Source organism: Streptomyces sp. NPDC090445 (genome assembly GCF_044769385.1).
Lineage (GTDB): Bacteria > Actinomycetota > Actinomycetes > Streptomycetales > Streptomycetaceae > Streptomyces.
In genome coordinates, this window is record NZ_JBIVXV010000003.1 from 222,790 (window position 1) to 237,965 (window position 15,176).

Annotated in this window: 13 protein-coding genes; 7 read left to right on the forward strand and 6 right to left on the reverse strand. The window is 73.9% G+C overall.

Annotated elements, in window-relative coordinates; genetic code table 11:
- Positions 1 to 17: 17 nt before the first annotated feature.
- From ACIQUT_RS09150 to ACIQUT_RS09175, 6 genes are all read left to right on the forward strand, one after another.
- The gene (locus tag ACIQUT_RS09150; RefSeq protein WP_403561027.1) at positions 18 to 2,834 is read left to right on the forward strand and encodes a nitrate- and nitrite sensing domain-containing protein; all 2,817 of its coding nucleotides are present in this window, start codon (positions 18 to 20) and stop codon (positions 2,832 to 2,834) included.
- Positions 2,834 to 3,277: a roadblock/LC7 domain-containing protein gene (locus ACIQUT_RS09155; RefSeq protein ID WP_403561029.1), complete on the forward strand. Its 444-nt coding sequence runs from the start codon at positions 2,834 to 2,836 to the stop codon at positions 3,275 to 3,277. The genes ACIQUT_RS09150 and ACIQUT_RS09155 overlap by 1 nt, the downstream gene beginning before the upstream one ends.
- A gap of 17 nt (positions 3,278 to 3,294) precedes the next feature.
- Positions 3,295 to 3,675 carry a DUF742 domain-containing protein gene (locus ACIQUT_RS09160; protein WP_403561031.1) on the forward strand — a complete coding sequence of 127 codons (381 nt, stop codon included), beginning with the start codon at positions 3,295 to 3,297 and terminating at the stop codon, positions 3,673 to 3,675.
- Positions 3,675 to 4,340 carry a GTP-binding protein gene (locus ACIQUT_RS09165; RefSeq protein WP_403561033.1) on the forward strand — a complete coding sequence of 222 codons (666 nt, stop codon included), beginning with the start codon at positions 3,675 to 3,677 and terminating at the stop codon, positions 4,338 to 4,340. Before ACIQUT_RS09160 ends, ACIQUT_RS09165 begins: the two co-directional genes overlap by 1 nt.
- Before the next feature lie 144 nt (positions 4,341 to 4,484).
- Entirely contained in the window at positions 4,485 to 4,883 is a 399-nt protein-coding gene (locus ACIQUT_RS09170) for a roadblock/LC7 domain-containing protein (RefSeq protein WP_179177397.1), read from the forward strand.
- A gap of 148 nt (positions 4,884 to 5,031) precedes the next feature.
- On the forward strand, positions 5,032 to 5,892 hold the full coding sequence (locus tag ACIQUT_RS09175) for a DUF6397 family protein (protein WP_403561035.1): 861 nt from the start codon (positions 5,032 to 5,034) through the stop codon (positions 5,890 to 5,892).
- On the opposite strand, the gene ACIQUT_RS09180 is transcribed toward ACIQUT_RS09175, so the two are convergent.
- The 3 genes from ACIQUT_RS09180 to ACIQUT_RS09190 form a co-directional block, all read right to left on the reverse strand.
- Positions 5,856 to 6,257, reverse strand: a complete 402-nt coding sequence (locus tag ACIQUT_RS09180; protein WP_403561036.1) for a YchJ family protein — start codon at positions 6,255 to 6,257, stop codon at positions 5,856 to 5,858. The genes ACIQUT_RS09175 and ACIQUT_RS09180 overlap by 37 nt on opposite strands.
- Before the next feature lie 8 nt (positions 6,258 to 6,265).
- Positions 6,266 to 7,183: an acyl-CoA thioesterase gene (locus tag ACIQUT_RS09185; RefSeq protein WP_403561038.1), complete on the reverse strand. Its 918-nt coding sequence runs from the start codon at positions 7,181 to 7,183 to the stop codon at positions 6,266 to 6,268.
- A 106-nt stretch (positions 7,184 to 7,289) separates the two neighbouring features.
- Entirely contained in the window at positions 7,290 to 9,812 is a 2,523-nt protein-coding gene (locus ACIQUT_RS09190) for a DEAD/DEAH box helicase (protein WP_403561040.1), read from the reverse strand.
- A gap of 147 nt (positions 9,813 to 9,959) precedes the next feature.
- On the opposite strand from ACIQUT_RS09190, the gene ACIQUT_RS09195 reads away from it, so the two are divergent.
- Positions 9,960 to 10,748, forward strand: a complete 789-nt coding sequence (locus tag ACIQUT_RS09195) for a metal-dependent hydrolase (protein ID WP_403561042.1) — start codon at positions 9,960 to 9,962, stop codon at positions 10,746 to 10,748.
- A 26-nt stretch (positions 10,749 to 10,774) separates the two neighbouring features.
- Here the strand turns inward: ACIQUT_RS09195 and cpt are convergent, their stop codons facing one another.
- The 3 genes from cpt to ACIQUT_RS09210 form a co-directional block, all read right to left on the reverse strand.
- Complete coding sequence (cpt, locus tag ACIQUT_RS09200; protein ID WP_403561044.1) at positions 10,775 to 11,308, reverse strand: chloramphenicol phosphotransferase CPT; 534 nt, start codon at positions 11,306 to 11,308, stop codon at positions 10,775 to 10,777.
- Between the two features lie 111 nt (positions 11,309 to 11,419).
- Positions 11,420 to 13,201 (reverse strand): ABC transporter ATP-binding protein, encoded by a 1,782-nt coding sequence (locus ACIQUT_RS09205; RefSeq protein WP_403561046.1) that lies wholly within the window; start codon positions 13,199 to 13,201, stop codon positions 11,420 to 11,422.
- Positions 13,198 to 15,087, reverse strand: coding sequence for an ABC transporter transmembrane domain-containing protein (locus tag ACIQUT_RS09210; protein WP_403561048.1), 1,890 nt, complete (start codon positions 15,085 to 15,087; stop codon positions 13,198 to 13,200). Before ACIQUT_RS09210 ends, ACIQUT_RS09205 begins: the two co-directional genes overlap by 4 nt.
- Positions 15,088 to 15,176: the final 89 nt, after the last annotated feature.

Consider the following 15,176-nt stretch of genomic DNA (forward strand, 5'->3'; position numbering starts at 1 on the left):
CCCCCGACGAGGAGCCCATGCGTACACCCCGCAGACAACCGGAACCAGCGGCGCAGCAGCTGCCCGCGCTCCCGGCACGCGGCCGCCGGGCCCATGCAGGACCCCCCGCCGACGAACCGGAGCCGGAACCGGGGCGCGGGCCGGCACCGGCCGACCCCGCCGGTGCCGGTGCCGGTGTCAGTGCCGGTTCCGGTTCCGGTTCCGGTTCCGGTGCCGCAGCCGGCGCCGCCCGCCCGTACCCCGGCCGGCGGCCGCGGCTGCGTCCCGCGACCGTCCGCGCGAAGATCGTCTCGCTCCTCATGGTCCCGGTCGTCTCCCTGCTCGCCCTCTGGGGCTTCGCCACCGTCGGCACCGCCCAGGACATCGCCCGGATCGGCCGGAGCCAGCGGATCGACGACCGGATACGCACCCCCGTCGCCGCCGCGGTCACCGAGCTCCAGGCCGAGCGCCGCGCCGCCGTCCGCTTCCTGGCCGACCCCGTCCCCGACCGCGCCGCCGAGCTGGACAAACAGCAGCGGCGCACCGACGACGCGGTCCGCCGGCTCCGGCTGGGTGACCGGCACACCGTCGCCGAGTCCGGCGACCACCGCACCGAGCTCGTCGTCCGCCTCGGCGCCTTCGTCGCCGCCGCCGAGGGCCTCGGCCCCGCCCGCAAGGACATCAACGACCGCCGCGCGACCCCCGACGCGGCGTACGAGACGTACACGCGCGTGGTCGACAGCGCCTTCGCCGTGACGGGCAACCTCTCCGGCGGCGAACAGTCCGAACTCGGCCCCGAGGCCCGCGTCCTGCTCGAATTCGCCCGCGCCGGGGAACTCCTGGCCCGCGAGGACGCGTTGATCTCCCTGCCGGGCCAGCGCAGCACCGAATCGCTCCGGCGGCTCACCGGCGCGGTCGAAACCCGCCGCGCGCTCACCGTGAGCTCCGCCGACGACCTGCCCGCCGCCCAGCGGGACGCCTGGCAGGCCGTCGCCAAGAGTTCGGCCTACGCCGACCTCACCGGCGCCGAAGACCGGGTGCTGACCGCCGGAACGGCCAAGGACCCCCGCGCGGCGGCCGCCGGCTGGGACGCCGCGTACGCGAGCATCAGCACCTCCATGCGAGAGATCGAAACCGCCGCCCACGCCGCCGCCGACCGCGGCGACCCCCTCACCGAGGGCCTCGGCGGCCCCGCCGGCGCCGCGGTCCTGCTGGGCCTCGCCGCCATCGCCGCCTCCCTCGTCATCTCCGTCCGCATCGGCCGCGGCCTCGTCGTGGAACTCGTCACGCTGCGCGACACCGCCCTGGACATCGCCCACCGCAAGCTCCCGCACGCCATGCACCGGCTCCGGGCCGGCGAAGCCATCGACGTCGAGGCCGAGGCCCCGCCGGGACCGGCCGCCGAGGACGAGATCACCCAGGTCGGCGAGGCGCTGGCCACCGTCCACCGGGCCGCCCTGGGCGCAGCCGCCGAACGCGCCGAACTCGCCGGCGGGATCAGCGGGGTCTTCGTCAACCTGGCCCGCCGCAGCCAGGTCCTGGTGCACAGGCAGCTCAGCCTGCTCGACTCGATGGAGCGGCGCGCGGACGACCCCGGCGAGCTCGGCGACCTCTTCCGCCTCGACCACCTCACGACCCGGATGCGCCGGCACGCGGAGAGCCTGATCATCCTGTCGGGCGCCGCCCCGGGGCGGGCTTGGCGCACACCGGTACTGCTGACGAACGTGGTCCGCGCCGCCGTCTCCGAGATCGAGGACTACCCGCGCGTCGAGATGGGCCGGGTCGCCGAAGCCGCCGTCATCGGCGCCGCGGTCGCCGACCTCACCCACCTGCTCGCCGAACTCATCGAGAACGCCACCCAGTTCTCGCCTCCCCACACCAAGGTCAGGGTCACCGGGGAGCCCGTCGGCGCCGGATACGTCCTCGAAGTCGAGGACCGCGGACTCGGCATGGGCAGCGACAGCCTGGCCGAGGCCAACCGGCGCATCAGGGAGTCCGAGGCCCTCGACCTCTTCGACAGCGACCGGCTCGGGCTCTTCGTGGTCAGCCGCCTCTCGGCCCGGCACCGCGTGAAGGTGCACCTGCGCCCGTCGCCGTACGGGGGCACCACCGCCGTGGTACTCCTGCCGAAGCTCCTGCTGCAGGGGGCGATCGAGCAGGATTCCGCCCCTGCCGCCGACCCGTCCCAGGAACCCCGGACCGAGCCGCCGGGGGCCCCGACCCGGGAGCCGGACCGGGAGCCGCCCGCCGTGGCCGCCGTACGGGAGGACGCGCGCGGTGTCCCGGCTGCCGACCGGGGCCCCGTACGCAAGGAGCCGCAGCCGGCCCCGGTGTCCCCGCTGCGCCCGCGCGGCGGCGCGGGCGCACGTACGCAGGCCCCGGTACCGGCGGCAGCGGCCGAGGAGCCCGCACCACGGACGCCGCCCCCGTCCACACCGGAGCCCGAGCCCGATCCCCAGCCCGTACCGAAGCCCGTACCGAAGCCCGTACCGGAGCCCGAGCCGGTACCCGCCCCCGTTCCCGCGGCCGCAGGTCCCCGCTCGGCCCCCGTCCCCGTACCGGCCCCGCTCCCCGTGCCCGAGTCGCCCGGTGCCGGTGCCGGTGCCGGGACCGGCACCGGTGATGCCGCGGAGGCCGAACTGCCGCGCCGCGTACGCCAGGCCAGCCTGGTACCGCAGCTGCGCAAGGCCCCCGACCCCAAGACCCCGGCGTCCGGTGCGGGAGCACAGCCGCCGGCCGAGGAGCCGGTGCGCAGCCCGGAGCAGGCCCGGGACCGGATGGCGGCGTACCGGGCCGGCTGGGCCCGCGGCGCCCGGGAGAACTCCGCCCACCCAGGCAGTGAAGGAGAAGCGTGATGATCGAGTACCGGAGATTCGGCGCGGGCGGGACCCGCAGGGCCGGCGAACTGGACTGGCTGCTGGACGAGCTGGTGGTCCGCGTCCGGGAGGTCCGGCATGCCGTGGTCCTGTCCAACGACGGGCTGGCGGTGGGTGCTTCCAGCGCGCTCAGCAGGGAGGACGCGGAACACCTGGCGGCCGTGGCCTCCGGATTCCACAGCCTCGCCAAGGGCGCGGGCCGGCACTTCCGGGTCGGGGGCGTGCGCCAGACGATGGTGGAGCTGGACGACGGGTTCCTCTTCGTGGCGGCGGCCGGGGACGGGTCCTGTCTGACCGTGCTCAGCGCGGCCGGCGCCGACATCGGGCTGATCGCCTACGAAATGGCCCGGCTCGTCAAGCGGGTCGGGGAGCACCTGTACACGCCGCCCCGGTTTGCGGCACAGCCGCCGGCCGCGGGCTGAAGGCGGCGGTCCGGCACATGGAAGGCCAGTGGTACGACGCCGACGCGGGCCCGCTCGTCCGCCCGTACGCCGTGACGGGCGGACGGACGAAGCCGGGGCCGCACGGCGTCCGCTTCGACCTGATCGCGCTGGTCGTGGTGGACGCCGACGGGGCGGAGCCGGCCGGCGAGTCCCTGCTCGGCCCCGAACACCGGGCCCTGCTGGGACTCTGCCGGTCCGAGACCCAGTCGGTGGCGGAGCTCGCGGCGGACGCGGACCTGCCCGTGGGCGTGGTCCGGGTGCTGCTCGGGGACCTGCTGGAGGCCGGGCACGTCCGCGTCAGCCGGCCGGTACCGCCCGCCACGCTGCCGGACGAGCGGATTCTGCGGGAAGTCATCGAGGGATTGCGAGCGCTGTGATGGGACGACACCACGACCTGCCGGGCGGGCCCGGCGGCGGACACGACCCGGTCCCGGGGCCGGAGGACGACGGCGACCTGGCGGCGCTTTCGCTGAAGATACTCGTGTCCGGCGGGTTCGGGGCCGGCAAGACCACGCTCGTCGGGGCGGTCAGCGAGATCCGTCCGCTGCGGACGGAGGAACGGCTCAGCGAGGCGGGCGAACTCGTCGACGACACGGGCGGGGTGGCGCAGAAGACGACCACGACCGTCGCCATGGACTTCGGGCGGATCACCATCCGCTCCGGGCTGTCCCTCTACCTGTTCGGTACGCCCGGGCAGGACCGGTTCTGGTTCGTGTGGGACGAGCTGTCGCAGGGTGCACTGGGTGCGGTGGTGCTCGCCGACACGCGGCGACTGGAGGACTGCTTCCCGGCGGTGGACTACTTCGAGCACCGGCGCATTCCGTTCGTTGTCGCCGTCAACTGCTTCGCGGACGCCCGGCGTTACGGGACGCACGAGGTGGCGCGGGCGCTGGACCTGGAATCGGGGACGCCGGTGGTGCTGTGCGACGCGCGGGACCGGGATTCGGGGAAGGAGGTGCTGATCCGGCTCGTCGAGTACGCCGGGAGGGTGCACACCGCGCGGCTGCTGGAGTCGGTGGGGGTGCAGGCCGGGCCGGTGTGAACCGGCCTGCGGGGCTGTTCAGTCATCTTCCACGCCATGGGCGCTTCCTCCTTGCCGGAAAGCCCCTGGTGGGGAAGGCTTGCGGAACTTACCAAGCGGGGTGCGTCGCGGCCACGGCGGCGGCGCAACGGGGAGGGGCTCGGAATGGCACTGGACAAGCAGCTCGACTGGCTGCTGGACGACCTGTCGCGCAGGGTCCAGCAGGTCCGGCACGCGGTGGTGCTGTCCAACGACGGGCTGGTCACGGGCGCGAGCGCGGGGCTGGCACGGGAGGACGCGGAGCATCTGGCGGCGGTGGCGGCGGGGTTGCAGAGCCTGGCGAAGGGGTCGGGCCGGCACTTCCGGGCCGGTGAGGTGCGGCAGACGATGGTCGAGTACGACGACGGCGCGCTGTTCGTGATGGCGGCGGGCTCCGGCAGTTCGCTGTGCGTGCTGAGCGGGGCCGAGGCGGACATCGGCCAGGTCGCGTACGAGATGACGCTGTTGGTCAACCGGGTGGGAGAGCACCTGGGAGTGGCGGAGCGGCGGATCACCGGGGGGTGACGGCGGCCGGGGCCGAGGAAGGGCCGAGGAAGGGCCGCGGGAGGGGCGCGGTCCGTCCGGGAGTTATCCACAGGCCTGGCCGATTGTCGTCGCGCCGCGTTACGGTCTTCACGCAGAGTAATCGTGCTGATGCGTGAGGGGGATCGTCATGAAGCTCGTGACACGGGCCGGGGTCGGGGCCGGGGCAGTGGCCGGGGTGCCGACCGGGGCGCCGGACCGGAGCGTCGCCGGGGGCGGCGCGGAGCCGGGCGGCGCGATGGGCGGTGCCCGGGCCGCCGGGGAACTGGGACTGAGCCGCAGCGAGTTCGCCCGCGCGGTCCAGCTGGGCATCGTGCGTGCGGGGAGGCCCGCTCCCGGCGGAGCCGCCCGGTACACGCGGGCAGAGCTGGACCGCGTCAGCTCGGCCGAGGGGTTCCCGGACACCCTGCGCGCCCGGGTCGAGACCGTCGCCGGGTCAGGTGCCGCGGGGCGGCTGATGGGCATCGGGCCGAGCCGGTTCATCCGGCTCGCCCGCTGCGGGCGCATCACCCCCGTCGGCTACCGGATCAACCGGTACCGGGCCGTGGTGTGGCTGTATCTGGCCGCGGAATTACGGGAGTTCGCCGACCGGGACCCGGAGCTGCTGAGCGGCGGCCCACCCGAGGAGGACCGGCAGCTGATGGCAGCCGGGACGGACCTGCGGCCGCGCAACTGGCGCGACCGGCACGTGGAGCTGCTGCTGGGGCGGACCGCCGACCCCTGGGAGCGGGCGGCCGTACTGGCCTCCGTGCTCCCGGAGGAGGAGGTGCGGCAGGCCGTGCCCGACCCGGCGGAGCGGATCGTGCTCGCCGCCCTCGCCCCGCCCCCGCCGTACGGCCACCCACAGATCCCGGCCGCTGCGGCCGTGGCGCAGCGGCTGCTGCGGGCGGAGCCGCCCGACGAGGTCCACTGGTACCGCGCCGGCCTGGACTTCGTCCTGGCCGGGGCACGCGGTCAGCTGAAGTCGACGGGGGAGAGGGGGCCGACGTAGACCCAGGCCCCACCCTCCCGGGTGAAGGCGCTGTTCTCGTGCAGGGAACCGGCGTGCCGGCCCTCGCGGTAGTGCGCCCGGAACTCCACCGAGCCCTCCGTCTCGAACATCCCGCCGCGCTCGGTACCGAGGATCTCCAGCCGCACCCAGCGCTGCTCGGGGTCCAGGTCGAGCCGGTCCGGGCGGGTGCCCGGATGCCAGGAGCGCATCAGGTACGCCGTGTCGCCCACGGCGAAGGCGCTGAACCGGGAGCGCATCAGCAGCTCGGCGGTGGGCGCCTGCCGGCCACCGGAGTGGAAGCGGCCGCAGCACTCCGGGTAGGCGGCGGGCAGCCCGCAGGGGCAGGGGAGGACCTGGTCGGACATGGGGGTGCTCAGCTCTTCGGGGTCGGTTCGGCCGGCGCGGACGGCCGGGCCTGAGGGGACGGGTACGGGCGGAAGAGGCCTTCCTGGACCACGGAGACCAGCAGCCTGCCCTCCAGGTCGTAGATCCGGCCGCGGGCCAGGCCGCGGCCGCCGTGCGCGATGGGCGACTCCTGGTCGTACAGGAACCACTCGTCCGCACGGAACGGCCGGTGGAACCACATGGCGTGGTCCAGCGAGGCCATGTCGAAACCGCGCATGCCCCACAGGGGCTCCACGGGGATGCGCACGGCGTCGAGGAGGGTCATGTCACTGGCGTAGGTGAGGGCGCAGGTGTGCACGAGCGGGTCGTCGCCCAGGGGGCCGACCGCCCGCATCCACACCGCGCTGCGCGGATCGGCGTCCCGCAGCTCCTGCGGGGTCCAGCGGAGCCGGTCCACGTACCGGATGTCGAACGGCTGGCGGCGGGCCATCCGCTCCAGCGCCTCGGGCAGCGCGCCCAAGTGCTCGCGGATCTCGTCCGCGACCTTCGGGAGGGTGTCCGGGTGGGGGAAATCGAGGCGGGGAGGCAGCTGGTGCTCGATGCTGCCCTCCTCCGGATGGTGGAAGGAGGCGGTCAGATTGAAGATCGTCTTGCCTTGCTGGACCGCGGTGACACGGCGCGTGGTGAAGGACCGCCCGTCACGCACCCGCTCCACCTGGTACACGATCGGCACCCCGGGGATGCCGGGGCGCAGGAAGTACGCGTGCAGGGAGTGGACCGGCCGGTCGCTCTCCAGGGTCCGGCCCGCGGCCACCAGGGCCTGGCCGGCGACCTGCCCGCCGAAGACCCGCTGGAGGGACTCCTGGGGGCTGGCACCGCGGAAGATGTTGACCTCGATCTGCTCCAGGTCCAGCAGGTCGACCAGTCTCTCGGCGGGGTTCGTCATCAGAGGTTCTCCACTGTCGTCTCCGGCGGGGCCGACCGCGGACGGGCCGGTGTCCCCCCGGACCCGGTCCGGGGGAGGCGGTTCCCCCGGACCGGGTCCGGGGGAGTCAGAGCGCGCCGAGCTCGCCGACCGAGGTCAGCCGGATCACGGCCCGGCCCTCCTCGTCGGAGGCGGCGAGGTCGACCTCGGCGCTGATGCCCCAGCCATGGTCCCCGTTCGGGTCCGCGAAGGTCTGGCGGACGCGCCACAGACCGTGCGCCGGGTCCTCCTCGATCTGCAGCAGCTTCGGGCCGCGGGCGTCGGGGCCGGTGCCCAGATCTTCGTACTCGTCCCAGTACGCGTCCATGGCCTCGCCCCAGGCGTCGGCGTCCCAGCCCGCGTCGCCGTCCAGCTCGCCCAGCTCGTCGACGCGGTCCAGCGCCGCCAGCTCCACCCGGCGGAACATGGCGTTGCGGACCAGGACGCGGAAGGCGCGCGCGTTCGAGGTGACCGGCTTGACCTGGTCGGCCTTGTCCTGGGCCTCCTCCGCCGTCTCCACCTCCGGGTTCGCCAGCTGCTCCCACTCGTCGAGGAGGCTGGAGTCGACCTGGCGGACCAGCTCGCCCAGCCAGGCGATGAGGTCTTCGAGGTCCTCGGACTTCAGGTCGTCGGGGATGGTGTGGTCCAGCGCCTTGTACGCGCTCGCCAGATAGCGCAGCACGATGCCCTCGGTGCGGGCCAGCTCGTAGAAGGCCGTGAACTCGGTGAAGGTCATCGCGCGTTCGTACATGTCGCGGATGATCGACTTCGGGGAGACCGGGTGGTCGCCGACCCACGGGTGGCTCTTGCGGTACACGTTGTAGGCGTGGTGCAGGAGCTCTTCGAGGGGCTTGGGATACGTGACGTCCTGGAGCCGCTCCATCCGCTCCTCGTACTCGACCCCGTCGGCCTTCATCGCGGCGACCGCGGTGCCCCGCTCCTTGTTCTGCTGGGCGGCCAGGATCTGCCGCGGGTCGTCCAGCGTGGACTCGACGACGGAGACCATGTCCAGCGCGTAGGAGGGGGAGTCCGGGTCCAGCAGGTCGAACGCGGCCAGCGCGAAGGTCGACAGCGGCTGGTTGAGCGCGAAGTCCTGCTGGAGGTCGACGGTGAGCCGGATCGTGCGGCCCTCCGCGTCCGGGGTGTCGAGCTGCTCGACCACCCCGCCGTCCAGCAGCGAGCGGTAGATGGCGATGGCCCGCCGGATGTGCCTCAGCTGGGCCTTGCGCGGCTCGTGGTTGTCCTCCAGGAGGCTGCGCATCGCCTGGAAGGCATCGCCCGGCCGGGCGATGACCGACAGCAGCATGATGTTGGTGACCTTGAACCGGGAGGTGAGCGGCTCCGGCTCGGCGGCGATCAGCTTCTCGAAGGTCGTGTCCGACCAGGCGACGAAGCCCTCCGGGGCCTTCTTGCGGACCACCTTGCGGCGCTTCTTCGGGTCGTCGCCCGCCTTGGCGAGGGCCCGCTCGTTCTCGATGACGTGCTCGGGCGCCTGGGCCACGACGAAGCCCGCTGTGTCGAAGCCGGCCCGGCCGGCCCGGCCGGCGATCTGGTGGAACTCGCGGGCCCGCAGCGTGCGGACCCGGTTGCCGTCGTACTTGGTGAGCGCCGTGAACAGCACCGTGCGGATGGGGACGTTGACGCCCACACCGAGGGTGTCGGTACCGCAGATCACCTTCAGCAGGCCGGCCTGGGCCAGCTTCTCCACCAGGCGCCGGTACTTGGGCAGCATGCCGGCGTGGTGCACGCCGATGCCGTGCCGCACGTACCGGGAGAGGTTCTGCCCGAACTTCGTGGTGAAGCGGAAGTTGCCGATCAGCTCGGCGATCTTGTCCTTCTCCTCGCGGGAGCACATGTTGATGCTCATCAGCGACTGCGCCCGCTCGACCGCCTGGGCCTGCGTGAAGTGCACGATGTACACCGGCGACTGCCGGGTCTCCAGCAGCTCGGTGATCGTGTCGGTGATCGGCGTCGTCACGTACTCGTACGACAGCGGGACGGGCCGGGTCGCGGACCGCACCACCGACGTCGGGCGGCCGGTCCGCCGGGTCAGGTCCTTCTCGAACTTCGACACGTCGCCGAGGGTCGCCGACATGAGGATGAACTGGGCCTGCGGGAGCTCCAGCAGCGGGATCTGCCAGGCCCAGCCGCGGTCCTGCTCGGCATAGAAGTGGAACTCGTCCATCACGACCTGGCCGATGTCGGCGTACTTGCCGTCGCGCAGGGCGATGGAGGCCAGCACCTCGGCGGTGCAGCAGATCACGGGGGCGTCGGCGTTCACCGAGGCGTCGCCGGTCAGCATGCCGACGTTCTCCGTGCCGAACAGCTTGCACAGGTCGAAGAACTTCTCCGACACCAGCGCCTTGATGGGGGCGGTGTAGAAGGTGACCTTGTCCTGGGCCAGGGCGGTGAAGTGCGCGCCGGCCGCGACGAGGCTCTTACCGGAGCCCGTCGGAGTGGACAGGATCACGTTCGCCCCGGAGACGACCTCGATCAGCGCCTCCTCCTGGGCCGGGTACAGGGTGATGCCCTGGTCCTCCGCCCACGAGGAGAAGGCCTCGAAGAGCGTGTCGGGGTCGGCGTTCGGCGGGAGCTGATCAATGAGGGTCACACCCCCCATCTTGCCTGGCTTCCGCCCGGATGAGGGAACCGGCCGACCGAATGAAGATCACCCCGGGTACGCTGTGCCGTTGACCGGGGCCGGACGACATCGTCGGCAGGGCCCGACCAGCACACACACCGGGGCGGGAAGACGAGCATGATGGGTCCGGCGCACTCACTGTCCGGGGCGGCGGCCTGGCTGGGGGTGGGCGCGGCGGCAGCCGCCGCCGGGCACCCGATGCCCTGGCCGGTCCTCGTCGTCGGCGCCCTGATCTGCGCGGGCGCCGCCCTCGCCCCCGACCTCGACCACAAGTCGGCGACGATCTCCCGCGCCTTCGGCCCGCTGTCCCGGGGCCTGTGCGAGGTGGTCGACAAGCTCTCCTACGCCGTCTACAAGGCCACCCGCGCCCCGAAGGACGCCCGCCGCTCCGGCGGCCACCGCACCCTGACGCACACCTGGCTGTGGGCCGTCCTGATCGGCGCCGGCTCCTCCGCGCTGGCGGTCACCACCGACCGCTGGGGCGTGCTCGTGCTGCTCTTCGTCCACCTCGTCCTGGCCGTGGAGGGCCTGCTGTGGCGGGCGGCCCGGATGTCCAGCGACGTCCTCGTCTGGCTGCTCGGCGCCACCAGCGCCTGGATCATGGCGGGCGTCCTCGACCAGCCCGGCAACGGCGCCGACTGGCTCTTCGGCCCCGGCCAGGAGTACCTCTGGCTGGGCCTGCCGATCCTGCTCGGCGCCCTCGTCCACGACCTCGGCGACGCCCTCACGGTCTCCGGCTGCCCGATCCTGTGGCCGCTCCCCATCGCCGGGAAGCGCTGGTACCCCGTCGGCCCGCCGAAGGGGATGCGCTTCCGGGCGGGCAGCTGGGTGGAGCTCAAGGTCCTCATGCCCGCGTTCATGCTGCTCGGCGGCGTCGGCGGAGCCTCGGCCCTCGGCTTCCTCTAGCGCTCCGGCCGGTTCCTCCGGACCGGTCACCCGACCCGGGCGGCGATGGCCCGCGCGCACTCCAGGGACTCGGAGTGCGTGGTGTCCACCTCCAGGTCGTACGCCACGCCCCGGTGGACCGCGTCCGCCTGGGACGCGGCCATCCCCGGGGCACGGTCCCCGCGGGCGATCTCGCGGCCCGCGGCGACCTCGCTCGTGCACCGGACGCCGACCCACAGCACGTCCAGCCCGCCGAGCGCCCGCTGCCACCGCTGCTGGGACTCCGTCCCGCCGAGGAAGACGTCGTCGACGATGACCCGGGCGCCCGCCCGCGCCATCGCGGCGACCCCTTCCCGCCACGCCGACTCCAGTACCCGGAACTCCGCCCCGATGCTCACCGAGCCGTCCGCGGCCACGCCGAACCCCGACGCCGACTCCTGCAGGGAGGCGGGCATGGCCTCGATCAGCGAGTCGATCGCGGCGGCGAGCCACGGATCCGGCAGCACCGCCTGGAGACACCGCACGATCCCGGACTTGCCCGAGCTGGATCCGCCGTTCAACACGATTACCTGAGTAGTCACCGCGCCACAGTAGGGGCGGCCACGACCGGGGCCGAAACGATTTCCGCCCGGCCCCCGGCCCCCCCCGCCCCCGCCCCCGGCTCGGACCCCCGCCCCGGCTTCGGCCCCGGCTCAGCCGTGCCAGGACCGCCACAGGGCCGCGTACGCCCCGTCGGCGGCGACCAGCTCGTCGTGCGACCCCAGTTCGCTGATCCGGCCGTCCTCGACCACCGCGATCACGTCGGCGTCGTGTGCCGTGTGCAGCCGGTGCGCGATCGCGATGACCGTACGCCCGTCCAGCACCCGGGCCAGCGACCGCTCCAAGTGCCGTGCGGCGCGCGGGTCCAGCAGCGAGGTGGCCTCGTCCAGCACCAGCGTGTGCGGATCCGCCAGCACCAGCCGGGCCAGCGCGATCTGCTGCGCCTGCGCCGGGGTCAGCGCCGTACCGCCCGATCCCACCTCGGTGTCCAGGCCGGAGTCCAGGGCCCGGGCCCACCCGTCGGCGTCCACCGCGCCCAGGGCGGCCCACAGCTCGGCGTCCTGTGCCCCCGTCCGCGCGAGCCGCAGGTTGTCCCGCAGCGAGCCGACGAACACGTGGTGCTCCTGGTTGACCAAGGCCACCTGCGCGCGCACCCGCTCCGCCGGCATCCGCGACAGCTGCGCCCCGCCGAGGGTCACCTCGCCCGCACGCGGCGCATAGATGCCCGCCAGCAGCCGGCCCAGCGTGGACTTGCCCGCGCCCGAGGGGCCGACGAGCGCCATCCGGGTACCCGGCGGCACCGACATCGACACCTCGTGCAGGACGTCCACGCCCTCCCGGTAGCCGAAGCGGACCTCGTCGGCGCGCACGTCGCGGCCCTCCGGGGCGACGCCCGCATCACCGGCGTCCGGCTCGATCTCCCGCACGCCCACCAGGCGGGCCAGCGACACCTGCGCGATCTGCAGCTCGTCGTACCAGCGCAGGATCAGCCCGATCGGGTCGACCATCATCTGCGCCAGCAGCGCGCCCGTGGTCAGCTGCCCCACCGACAGCCACCCCCGGAGCACGCAGAAGCCGCCGATCAGCAGCACGGAGCCGAGGATCGTCAGGAAGGTGACGTTGATGACGGGGAACAGGACCGTGCGCAGGAACAGGGTGTACCGCTCCCATGCCGTCCATTCCTTGATCCGCCGCTCCGACAGCCCGATCCGGGACGGGCCGAGGCGGTGCGCCTCGACCGTCCGGCCCGCGTCCACCGTCTCGGTGAGCGCGGCCGCGACCGCCGCGTAGCCGGCCGCCTCCGAGCGGTACGCCGAGGGGGCCCGCCGGAAGTACCAGCGGCAGCCGATCACCAGCACCGGCAGGGCCACCAGCGCGGAGAGCGCCAGCGGCGGCGCGGTCACCGCGAGCGCCCCGAAGAGCAGTCCCACCCACACGACGCCGATGGCCAGCTGCGGCACGGCCTCACGCATCGCGTTGGCCAGCCGGTCGATGTCGGTGGTGATGCGCGACAGCAGGTCGCCCGTGCCGGCCCGTTCCAGTACGCCCGGCGGCAGGCCCACCGACCGCACCAGGAAGTCCTCGCGCAGGTCGGCCAGCATCCGCTCGCCGAGCGTCGCCCCGCGCAGCCGGACCAGCCGGACGAACACCGTCTGCACGGCGAGCGCCACCGCGAACACCACGGCCACGCGCTCCAGATGGAGCTCGCGCGCCCCCGCCGCCAGCTGGTCCACCACCCGGCCCAGCAGGTACGGGCCGACCATGGACGCCGTCACCGCGACCGCGTTGACCGCGACCAGGACCGCGAACGCCCGCCGGTGCCGCCGCAGCAGGCCGCGTACGTAACCCCGCACGGTCGCCGAGCTGCCCACGGGCAGGGTGGCGGCCGTTTCGGGGGCCGCCGGGTCGTACTCCGGCGGCGCCACGCCGATCATGCGGTTTCCTCGATCTCTGTGAGTTCCTCGGCCAGCCGTTCCAGTTCCAGTCGGGCGAGCCGCTGCTCCTCGTCGGTCTCCCGGGTGACGACCGCCCGGTAGCGCGGCTCGCCGTGGAGCAGTTCGCGGTGCGTACCGGAGGCGGCGACCGCCCCCTCGTGGACCAGCACCACCTGGTCGGCGCGGTCCAGCAGCAGCGGCGACGAGGCCAGGACCACCGTGGTCCGGCCGGCCCGCAGCGCCCTGATGCCGTCCGCGATCCGCGCCTCGGTGTGCGAGTCGACCGCCGAGGTCGGCTCGTCCAGCACCAGCACCTCCGGGTCGGCGGCCAGGGACCGCGCCAGCGCCAGGCGCTGGCGCTGGCCGCCGGACAGCGACCTGCCGCGCTCGGTGATCCGGGCGTCCATCGGGTCCGCGACCCCGTCCGGGGCCGACTGGAGCAGCGCGTCCAGGACGTCCGCGCACTGGGCTGCGGCCAGCGCGGCCGCCGGCTCCACCGCACCGGACGACGGTACGGCGAACAGCTCGCGCAGCGTCCCGGACAGCAGCACCGGATCCTTGTCCTGGACGAGGACCAGGGCGCGCGCGGTGTCCAGCGGCAGCCCGTCCAGCGGGACCCCGCCCAGCCGCACCGAGGCCCGTCCGGCGGGCCCGGACCCGGGGCCGCTCTCGCCGCCTGCGGCGCCGTCGCCGCTTTCCCCGCCGTCCCCGCCGTCCGCGGGGTGGCCGCCGAGGCGTTCGGCGAGCCGGCCCGCCAGGTCCGGGTCCCCGCACACCACCGCGGTGAGCCGGCCCGCCGGGGCCAGCAGCCCGGTCACCGGGTCGTACAGGTCCCCGCCCGGCTCCGGCGCCGCGAGCGGGCCCTCGGACCCCGGCCGCGCATCCGCTTCCGTACGCGTCAGCGACAGCACCCGGGCGGCCCGCTGGGCGGAGGGGCGCGAGAAGGAGTACGCCATCGCGATCTCCTCGAAGTGCCGCAGCGGGTAGAGCATCGTGGCCACCGCGCTGAAGGCCGCGACGAGTTCGCCGACGGTCAGCCGGCCGTCCAGGACGAGCCCCGAGCCGTACCAGACGACCGTGATCAGCAGCACGCCCGGCAGCAGCACCTGGATCGCCGAGATCAGCGCCCACATCCGGGCGCTGCGCACGGCTGCCTCGCGGACCTGCTGCGAGGCTTCCCGGTAGCGGCCCAGGAACAGCTCCTCGCCGCCGATGCCGCGCAGCACCCGCAGGCCCGCCACGGTGTCGGAGGCCAGCTCGGTGGCCCGGCCTGCCTTCTCCCGCTGGACGTCGGCCCGCCGGGTGGCGCGCGGCAGCAGCGGCAGCACGGACAGGGCCAGCACGGGCACGCCGACGGCGACGACGATCCCGATCGACGGCGCGTAGAACAGCAGGCCGACGCAGATGGCGACGACGGAGAAGGCGGCGGCGAGGAAGCGGGAGACCGCCTCCACGAACCAGCCGATCTTCTCCACGTCGCCCGTGGAGACCGCCACGACCTCGCCCGCCGCGACCCGGCGGGTCAGGGCGGAGCCGAGTTCGGCGGTCTTGCGGGCGAGGAGCTGCTGCACGCGCGCCGCGGCGGTGATCCAGTTGGTGACGGCGGTGCGGTGGAGCATCGTGTCGCCGACCGAGGTGGCGATCCCGATCAGCACCAGCAGCCCGCCGACCAGCAGCAGCCGGCTGCCGTCGCGGTCGACGACCGCTTCGACGCCCGCGCCGACCGCGTACGGCAGCCCGGCGATCCCGCAGAAGTGCACCAGGCCCCAGCACAGGCTCCTGGCCTGCCCGCCGAGTTGTCTGCGGCCGAGCCACAGCAGGAAGCGGGGGCCGGAGCGGGCGTCGGGTACCCCGGGGTCCGGATGCGGAAGGTCGCTGATCTGCATGACGCCCCATGGCTGGTCGTGATGTCCGGACCGTGCAAGGTTCGCGCTGCGGACGGGCCCCGGGCAATCGATTTTGCGTCGGCCACGGC

Coding starts and splice junctions, on each gene's coding strand:
- ACIQUT_RS09150 (WP_403561027.1), top strand. CDS start 18: ATGCGTACACCCCGCAGACAACCGGAACCAGCGGCGCAGCAGCTGCCC.
- ACIQUT_RS09155 (WP_403561029.1), top strand. CDS start 2,834: ATGATCGAGTACCGGAGATTCGGCGCGGGCGGGACCCGCAGGGCCGGC.
- ACIQUT_RS09160 (WP_403561031.1), top strand. CDS start 3,295: ATGGAAGGCCAGTGGTACGACGCCGACGCGGGCCCGCTCGTCCGCCCG.
- ACIQUT_RS09165 (WP_403561033.1), top strand. CDS start 3,675: ATGGGACGACACCACGACCTGCCGGGCGGGCCCGGCGGCGGACACGAC.
- ACIQUT_RS09170 (WP_179177397.1), top strand. CDS start 4,485: ATGGCACTGGACAAGCAGCTCGACTGGCTGCTGGACGACCTGTCGCGC.
- ACIQUT_RS09175 (WP_403561035.1), top strand. CDS start 5,032: ATGAAGCTCGTGACACGGGCCGGGGTCGGGGCCGGGGCAGTGGCCGGG.
- ACIQUT_RS09180 (WP_403561036.1), bottom strand. CDS start 6,257: ATGTCCGACCAGGTCCTCCCCTGCCCCTGCGGGCTGCCCGCCGCCTAC.
- ACIQUT_RS09185 (WP_403561038.1), bottom strand. CDS start 7,183: ATGACGAACCCCGCCGAGAGACTGGTCGACCTGCTGGACCTGGAGCAG.
- ACIQUT_RS09195 (WP_403561042.1), top strand. CDS start 9,960: ATGATGGGTCCGGCGCACTCACTGTCCGGGGCGGCGGCCTGGCTGGGG.
- ACIQUT_RS09205 (WP_403561046.1), bottom strand. CDS start 13,201: ATGATCGGCGTGGCGCCGCCGGAGTACGACCCGGCGGCCCCCGAAACG.
- ACIQUT_RS09210 (WP_403561048.1), bottom strand. CDS start 15,087: ATGCAGATCAGCGACCTTCCGCATCCGGACCCCGGGGTACCCGACGCC.